This window comes from Streptomyces sp. NPDC056948 (genome assembly GCF_042674225.1).
Taxonomy (GTDB): Bacteria; Actinomycetota; Actinomycetes; order Streptomycetales; family Streptomycetaceae; genus Streptomyces; species Streptomyces purpurascens.
The window spans coordinates 1-7,533 of sequence record NZ_JBHUQX010000436.1; the positions used below are offsets into that span (position 1 = coordinate 1).

8 protein-coding genes are annotated in these 7,533 nt (G+C 69.5%); 2 read left to right on the plus strand and 6 right to left on the minus strand.

Annotation, left to right across the window (positions count from 1 at the left end):
• Positions 1-263: 263 nt before the first annotated feature.
• The 3 genes from ACFTZL_RS37370 to ACFTZL_RS37380 form a co-directional block, all read right to left on the minus strand.
• The gene (locus tag ACFTZL_RS37370) at positions 264-893 is read right to left on the minus strand and encodes a hypothetical protein (RefSeq protein ID WP_382592585.1); all 630 of its coding nucleotides are present in this window, start codon (positions 891-893) and stop codon (positions 264-266) included.
• A 68-nt stretch (positions 894-961) separates the two neighbouring features.
• Positions 962-1,663: a ribonuclease HII gene (locus tag ACFTZL_RS37375; RefSeq protein WP_382592588.1), complete on the minus strand. Its 702-nt coding sequence runs from the start codon at positions 1,661-1,663 to the stop codon at positions 962-964.
• 83 nt (positions 1,664-1,746) lie between these two features.
• The gene (locus ACFTZL_RS37380; protein ID WP_382592591.1) at positions 1,747-2,367 is read right to left on the minus strand and encodes a TetR/AcrR family transcriptional regulator; all 621 of its coding nucleotides are present in this window, start codon (positions 2,365-2,367) and stop codon (positions 1,747-1,749) included.
• Between the two features lie 187 nt (positions 2,368-2,554).
• On the opposite strand from ACFTZL_RS37380, the gene ACFTZL_RS37385 reads away from it, so the two are divergent.
• Positions 2,555-4,102 carry an MFS transporter gene (locus ACFTZL_RS37385; RefSeq protein ID WP_382592594.1) on the plus strand — a complete coding sequence of 516 codons (1,548 nt, stop codon included), beginning with the start codon at positions 2,555-2,557 and terminating at the stop codon, positions 4,100-4,102.
• A gap of 291 nt (positions 4,103-4,393) precedes the next feature.
• Here ACFTZL_RS37385 and ACFTZL_RS37390 read toward each other — a convergent pair whose 3' ends face one another.
• The 3 genes from ACFTZL_RS37390 to ACFTZL_RS37400 all read right to left on the minus strand — a co-directional run bounded on the left by ACFTZL_RS37390 (position 4,394) and on the right by ACFTZL_RS37400 (position 6,740).
• Positions 4,394-5,299, minus strand: coding sequence for an ADP-ribosylglycohydrolase family protein (locus ACFTZL_RS37390; RefSeq protein ID WP_382592597.1), 906 nt, complete (start codon positions 5,297-5,299; stop codon positions 4,394-4,396).
• Positions 5,300-5,311: 12 nt separating this feature from the next.
• Positions 5,312-5,971 carry a histidine phosphatase family protein gene (locus ACFTZL_RS37395; protein ID WP_382592600.1) on the minus strand — a complete coding sequence of 220 codons (660 nt, stop codon included), beginning with the start codon at positions 5,969-5,971 and terminating at the stop codon, positions 5,312-5,314.
• 163 nt (positions 5,972-6,134) lie between these two features.
• Positions 6,135-6,740 (minus strand): YdbC family protein, encoded by a 606-nt coding sequence (locus ACFTZL_RS37400; RefSeq protein WP_382592603.1) that lies wholly within the window; start codon positions 6,738-6,740, stop codon positions 6,135-6,137.
• A 154-nt stretch (positions 6,741-6,894) separates the two neighbouring features.
• Here ACFTZL_RS37400 and ACFTZL_RS37405 point away from each other — a divergent pair, with 154 nt between their 5' ends.
• Complete coding sequence (locus tag ACFTZL_RS37405; RefSeq protein ID WP_382592606.1) at positions 6,895-7,428, plus strand: TerD family protein; 534 nt, start codon at positions 6,895-6,897, stop codon at positions 7,426-7,428.
• The last annotated feature ends 105 nt before the right edge of the window (positions 7,429-7,533 follow it).

The window sequence follows — 7,533 nt, forward strand, 5'->3', positions numbered from 1 at the left end:
GAAGTGCTGCGCCGCGCAGCGGCGGCACGCTGAAGCCCTGGACAGACCGTTTCGCACGAGTGCTTGCCGTGCCCCCGACACACGGCATACGAGCCCGTGTGCCGACCTGCGCAGGGGCCGCAAGACGCACTCCCCAACCCGGCAAAGCCCGTACGCCGCTACGGCGTCCAGTCCTCCGGGCATGCCGAACCGCCCACCCTGCGGAGCCGCCGTAGGGCGCCTGAAGCCCTCCTCAGCGCCCGACCGGACGCTGAGGAAGCGACTCAGACGCCCGCGCCCAGCACCGAGTTGATCTGCTGCGGGTCACCGCAGACGATCAGCAGGGTGTTCGCCCGGGAGTGGGCAAGGGACAGCGCGCTCGCGGCTGCGGCCTCGGACCCGCCATTGACGGCGACCACGACCACCGGACGCGACGCGGCGCGGGCCGCGATGGTGGCGTCAGTGTAGAAGACGTCGTCACGGGCGTCGTGCTGGGCCCAGTAGGAGGTTTCACCGAAGGACAGCTCGTGGGTGGCCCACGGGTGCTGTTCGCCGGTCGTGATCACCAGGACGTCACTGGGGGCGCGCCCGGCGTCCAGGAGCAGGTCCACGGCCTCCTCGGCGGCGTCGAGCGCGCCCTGTGCGGAAGCCGGGATGAGCTGGATCTGCGGGGCGGCCGGAGCGGCGGCACCGGCGGCGGGCCCGGACGGACCGGGCTCGGCGGCTGCGTCACGCGGCGTACGTTGCACCGGCGGCGCGGGCCGGAGAGGACCGGGACGACCGGGACGCGACGGAGCCGCGGGACGGGGGCCGGGTACGGGACGGGGGGTCGGCGCGATGCGGCCGCTGGCCGGAGTGGCGCGCGGACCCTGGGCACTCTCGTGAATCTGAGGCTCCTCGGGAATGAGAGGCATGAGTTGATATTTATCAAACGCTGGTACGGCCCGCGTCGGCGGGTGGCGCATGCGTGCGAACGAAACCGTCAGAAATCGAAGCCGAGCTGACCCTCGATTTCCGGAACACTTCCGTCCGCCCAGCTGCGGACCTTCTTGAGGTGCCGCCACTGGGGCAGCGCATCAAGATACGCCCATGACAACCGGTGGTAGGGGGTGGGGCCCCGCTCCGCCAGTGCGGCCTTGTGCACGGGGGATGGATACCCGGCGTTGTCCGCAAAACCGAAGTCTGCATGGTCGATAGCCAGTTCGGCCATCATTTTGTCGCGCTGCACCTTGGCGATCACCGATGCCGCGGCTACCGCCACGCAGGACTGGTCGCCCTTGATCACCGTACGGACCCGCCAGGGTGCACCGAGATAGTCGTGCTTGCCATCGAGGATGACCGCGTCCGGGCGGACCGGCAGGGCATCCAGCGCACGCCCCGCCGCGAGCCGCAGCGCGGCCGTCATCCCCAGTTCGTCTATCTCCTCCGGGGAGGCATGACCCAGGGCGTACGACGTCACCCACGTCCGCAGTACCTCGGCGAGTTGGGTGCGCCGCTTGATGGTGAGCAGCTTCGAGTCCGTGAGGCCCTCGGGCGGCCGGCGGAGTCCGGTGATCGCCGCGCAGACGGTGACGGGACCGGCCCACGCGCCGCGCCCCACCTCGTCGACACCTGCAACGATCTTCGCTCCGGTCGTGGCTCGAAGGGAGCGCTCGACGGTGTGAGTAGGTGGTTCGTACGGCATGGCGCCACTAGGTTACGCCGCCCGGAAGTGCCCGCGACACCCTGGCCCACCCTGGCAACCTCACCCCCCTCGCGAGCCCCCTGTCAGGAGCCGCTCGGCCGCAGCAGCGGAACCATCAACTGGTCGATCATCTCCTCGATTTCATGATCCTGCCATTCGCAGCCGCACATCTTGGAGCGATACATCATCATCGCCGGGATGGCGTCGAAGACAAAGCCGTTCGCAGCGTCAGAACGCACCTCTCCTCGCTGGATTCCGCGCTCGATGACCTCTCGCAGCATCTTGATGGTGGGCTCCACGACCCCCTCGAAGATCACGGCATGAAACCGCTCAGCCTGCGTCGTGTCGCATTCGTGAATCACCGAGCGAAGCGCGACACCCGGTCGGGAGAACATCGCGTCCCGGGCTCGCAGACACAGCGCCAAGAGGTCCTCGCGCACCCCACCCTCGTCGGGTGCCGCGTCGAAGTACGGCAGACCGGCACGCAGAGCGTCGGCGACAAGATCCTCCTTGGACGGCCAGCGCCGGTAGACCGCGGCCTTTCCGGTCTGGGCGCCGGCGGCGACGCCCTCCATCGTCAGGCCGTTCCAGCCGACGGTGCTGAGTTGGTCCAGTGCGGCGTCGAGGATCGCACGCTCGAGCACGGCTCCGCGGCGGCGGGCGGCTGTCTGAGCGGGGGCGTCCGCCCAGCTCGGGGTAACCATCTGACTCTCTCCAACGAACAGAGAAGCGGGGATTTCGGGGATGTGGGGGCGTGCCGGACGGCCACAGAGGGGGACATGCCGAACGACGACGCCACGAGTGAACGCTTGCGTTCACTGTCGGGGACTCACTACCTTTGACGCGACAGTGAACGCGAGCGTTCACTAACGCACTCGTGGGGGACCCATAGTGACAACCTCTCCATTGCTCCAGGACCAGAAGCCAGGTGCGGCCCGCCGGGAGGGACATCCCGGCATCGCACTCACCGTCATCGCGGCCTGCCAACTCATGGTGGTACTCGACGCGACGATTGTGAACATCGCGCTGCCGCACATTCAAGACGCGCTCAAGTTCAGCACCACCGACCTCACCTGGGTCGTCAGCTCCTACACACTCACCTTCGGCGGTCTGCTGCTCCTCGGCGGCCGCGCCGGTGACATCCTCGGCCGGCGCCGGGTCTTCATGACCGGCATCCTGCTGTTCACCTTCGCCTCGCTGCTCGGCGGGCTCGCCCAGGAGCCCTGGCAGTTGCTGGCCGCACGGGTCCTGCAGGGCGTCGGGGGCGCCATCGCGTCGCCCACCTCGCTGGCGCTCATCACCACCACGTTCCCCGAGGGTCCGGAGCGCAACCGGGCCTTCGGGGTCTTCGCCGCGGTGTCGGCGGGCGGTGGCGCCATCGGCCTGCTCGCCGGCGGCATGCTCACCGAGTGGCTCGACTGGCGCTGGGTGCTCTTCGTGAACGTGCCGATCGGCGTGCTGATCGCCGTGCTCACACCGCTCTACATCAGCGAGTCCGACCGGCACACCGGCCGGTTCGACATCGCGGGTGCGGTGACCTCGACGACGGGCATGGCGTCCCTCGTCTACGGCTTCATCCGCGCTGCGGACGAGGGATGGCGGGACAGCCTCACCATCGGGTCCTTCGGCGCCGCGGTGGTCCTGCTGCTGGCCTTCGGCATCATCGAGTCCCGGGCCAGGGAACCGATCACCCCGCTGCGGATGTTCGCCGACCGTAACCGCTCCGGCACGTACGTGATCATGCTGAGCCTGGCCGCGGCGATGTTCGGCATGTTCTTCTACATCGTGCTGTTCGTGCAGAACGTGCTCGGCTACAGCCCGATCGAGGCGGGGCTCGCCTTCCTGCCCGTCACGGTCGTGATCGCGCTCGGCGCGGGTCTGTCGCAGCGCTTCCTGCCGGTGCTGGGCCCCAAGCCGTTCATGCTCGCGGGCTCGGCGCTCGCGATGATCGGCCTGGCCTGGCAGGCGCTCATCAGCTCCGACAGCTCCTACGTCAGCGGGGTTCTCGGTCCGATGCTGGTGTTCGGCTTCGGAATGGGGCTGAACTTCGTGACGCTGACGCTCACCGCCGTCTCCGGTGTCGCCCCGCACGAGGCGGGCGCCGCGTCGGGGCTGCTCAACACGACGCAGCAGGTGGGCGGATCGCTGGGCCTGGCCATCCTGACGACGGTCTTCGGCACGGCGACCCGGGACGAAGCGGAGAAGCAGCTTCCGCAGTTCATGGCCGAGGGCTCCGCCGAGCAGAAAGCGGAGTTCGCCCGTACGCAGCAACTGCCCGCGCCGTGGGGGCACGAGGTGCTGGCCCAGGGCATCTCGACAGCCTTTGTCCCGGCGGCGGCGATGGCCGTCCTCGCCCTGGTCACGGCCTGGCTGGTGATCCGGGTTCGCAAGAGTGACCTGGAAGCACTCGCCGGGTCGGCCGGGCCGGGACTCGGCTGACGCAACAGCACCACGAGCCGGCTTCGGCGGCTCGCCGACGGGTGTGACACTTGCCCGGCGGCGGCTGTCGGGCCGGTTCGCGACCGGTTGGCTCCCCGGACGGCGCACGAAAGCGCCCCACCAGTGGATCAGAACCGCGAGCAGGACGCCCATGTTCACCCCCATCGCTCCACTCCGGCGCCTGCGCGCCCTGACGGCTCGCACAGCGGATGTCACGACAACGAGCGGTCGATTACGGAGAGTTCCCGCGATGTACGGAGAGTTCCCGAAGAGGTGAAAGAGCCTTTGCCGCTAGGCCGACGCGGGCACCCAGTGCGGGAGCGGTTCCGTCCGCCCCACCCACTCTGCGGGCGGTGCCCCGGCCTTGCCCGCGGCGATCACACCGCCGACGATGGCGCAGGTGGTGTCGACATCCCCGCCGACCTGCGCGGTCGTCCAGAACGCCTGCTCGTAGTCACCGAGGCTTCTCGCCGCCGACCAGAGGGCGAAGGGCACGGTGTCGTGGGCGGTCGTGCGCCGGCCGCACCCCAGTACCGCCGCCACCGTGGCCGGGTCGCCGTAGTCGAGCATGTCCCGGGCCCTGCGCAGCCCCGCGCCCACCGCGCTCTTCGGCACCAGGTCGATGACCCCGTCGAGGAGGGCCCCGGCTCCGGGCGGCCCGCCGGGGGCGGCCGCGAACGCGGCGGCCGCGGCGACGGCCATCGCGCCGACGACCGCCTCGCGGTGCTGGTGGGTGGTATAGGCCGAGATCTCCGCCTGGTGGGTCGCCTGTTCCGGGTCGCCCGCGTACCAGGCGCCCAGCGGGGCGATCCGCATCGCGGCGCCGTTGCCCCAGGACCCCTGCCCGTTGAAGAGTGCGGCGGCGAGTTCGCGCCAGTCGCCGCCCTCCCGGACGAGTCGCAGCAGGCGGTTGACCGCGGGGCCGTAGCCGCGGTCGAAATCGTGGTGCTCGGCGAAGGAACGGGCCAGGGCGTCCTGGTCGACGCGGTGGTGGGCGGCCAGGACGGCGACGACGGAACCGGCCATCTCCGTGTCGTCGGTCCACTGCCACGGCCCGGACGGCACCTCGCGGCGCTTCAGCAGCGGGTAGTTCACCGGCACGAAGTACTGGGAACCCAGGGCGTCCCCGACGGACAGTCCGCGCAGGCTGGCCAGGGCGCGGTCCAGGCGCACGTCGGGGGAGGAGTCAGCGGTCATCGCCCTGCCACTCTATCCGGTGATCCCGTAGGGTTCGGGATCTCGCCAGCGGTCGAACGGCCGGTCAAGCGTGTACTTGCCGTCCTCTCCCAGAACGAGCATCCGCACCTCGCCGTTCCCCGGGTTCGACAGCGACTCGAACTCCGCGACCGTCCAGTGGAACCACCGCATGCAGAACAGCCGCATGGCCAGACCGTGGGTCACGATGAGGACGTTCGGCGGATGGTCGGGGTCCTCGAAACTGCGGAACAGGCTCTCCAGGAAGCCGCCGACCCGGTCGTAGACATCGGCGCCCGACTCGCCCTGGGCGAAACGGTAGAAGAAGTGGCCGTACGCGTCCCGGTAGGCCTTCTGGAGACGGACCTCGTCCCGGTCCTGCCAGTTGCCCCAGTCCTGCTCGCGCAGCCGGGGCTCCTCGCGTACGCGTATGAGGTCGGGGTCGAGATGGAAGGAGCGCAGCGTCTCGTGCGTACGGCGGTACGGGGAGACGTACACACTGACGCGCTCACCGCCGAACCGTTCGCGCAACCGCTCGCCCGTCGCCTCCGCCTGCCACCGACCCCGTTCGGTCAGCGCCAGGGCGTGGTCGGGTTCACGCTCGTATACGGAGTCATCAACATTGCCCGTTGACTCGCCGTGCCGGACAAGGACGATGCGCCGTGGTCGTGCCATGCCAAGACCCTAGATCGGGTGAGCGCTTGCGCAGCACTCATACCCCACCCATACAGCGTAGGTCACACAGATCCTGCACCACAGGTCACACAGGTCACGCCCATCGCCGACCGGAACCAATCCGTCCAGACCGTTCCGAATCAGACCGTCCGGGCCGACCGAGTCAGACGGTCCAGCTCGACTCCATGCCCACGATGTCCCCGGTGAGCGCCGCCACGTCCGCCTCCGTCTGGGCTCTCAGGGCGAGCCGCTCCACGCGCTCGGTGCGGTACTTGCCGTGCTCGGCGTCCGAGCGCCACATCGACAGCACCAGGAATTCGTGACCCGGCGCCTCGCCGAACAGCCCGCGCACCATCCCGGGAGAACCGGCCATCGCCGGGTTCCAGACCTTCTCCTGCATCAGCACGAAATGCTCGGCCCGCTCCTCGTGGACACGGCAGAGCGCCACTCGCAGCAGGTCGGCGTCCGTGAAGCGCGGTTCGAAGCCGGTCTTCACGTCGAAGCGGTAGTCGAAGAGCCTGACCTGGGCGTCCTTGAAGGTGCCCGACTGGGTTGACGCCAGCCGGTCGTGGGACCGCGCCATGAAGGAGTCGTAGAAGGCGCGGCTCTCCCAGAACGCGAATATGTGCGCCACATCCGGCCGCCCCCGGCTCCAGCCACCCCCCTGCCCGCGAAACCCCGGCTCCCCCAGAAGCCCCGCCCACTTCCGCTGCCCCCGCTCGAAACCGCGGCGGTCCACCACGGTGCAGCGAATCCACTTGACCAGCACCGCGCCATGGTAAGGCCACGGAGCGTGGCGCCGGTCACTCTCGGCCGGACCGCTCCTCCACGCGCGCACCCGCACGCGTGGCAGGATGGACAAACAGTCGTAAGCGCCCGGCAGTTGGGGCGAACAGGCGGTCGGTACGGGGAAGGGGACTCTGGTGGACGGGCTCAACAAGGGACTGAGCAAGATCGAGATCGCGATGAGGTGGGATCCCAGTCCGGCAGGGCAGCCGTCCACCGATCTGGACCTCGTCGCGGCGACGTATCCGGCGGACGACCCGCACGGCGATCCCGCTTACGTGGTGCACTTCGACAGCCGCTCCCCCGACGGCACCATCTACCTCAACCGGGACAGCAAGGACGGCCAGGGCTTCGGCTACGACGAGGTCATGACGCTGGAACTCGACCGGCTCGACGACCGGTACGCGCGCGTGGTGGTCGGTGTCGTCATCCAGCAGCGCCCGGCGGAGCGCACCTTCGTCAGCGTGGTCAACCCCGGCCTCCGTATCCGCGAGGGCTACACGGTCCTGGCGGAGGACGACTTCGGCGGTGTCCTGGGGGCGACGGCTGCGACGGTCGCGGAGTTCGCCCGGGACGGCTCCGGCCCGTGGGCCTTCCACTCCGGCCTCCGTGGTTTCGAGGGCGACCCCGTGACCTTCACCCGGACGATGGGTGCGGCACGCCGGGCTTGAGCATCTCTCCGGCGCATTCCCCTTCGGGGAGCCCACGGGGACCCGCCGTGAGGTCGGCCAGGGTGTTCACGGCAGGGAGACGACAAGAGGGGCACCGCCCAAAGG

Bases quoted from the DNA above. Each gene is read 5' to 3' on its own strand.
- ACFTZL_RS37380 (WP_382592591.1), bottom strand. From the start codon at position 2,367: ATGGTTACCCCGAGCTGGGCGGACGCCCCCGCTCAGACAGCCGCCCGC.
- ACFTZL_RS37375 (WP_382592588.1), bottom strand. From the start codon at position 1,663: ATGCCGTACGAACCACCTACTCACACCGTCGAGCGCTCCCTTCGAGCC.
- ACFTZL_RS37395 (WP_382592600.1), bottom strand. From the start codon at position 5,971: ATGGCACGACCACGGCGCATCGTCCTTGTCCGGCACGGCGAGTCAACG.
- ACFTZL_RS37390 (WP_382592597.1), bottom strand. From the start codon at position 5,299: ATGACCGCTGACTCCTCCCCCGACGTGCGCCTGGACCGCGCCCTGGCC.
- ACFTZL_RS37370 (WP_382592585.1), bottom strand. From the start codon at position 893: ATGCCTCTCATTCCCGAGGAGCCTCAGATTCACGAGAGTGCCCAGGGT.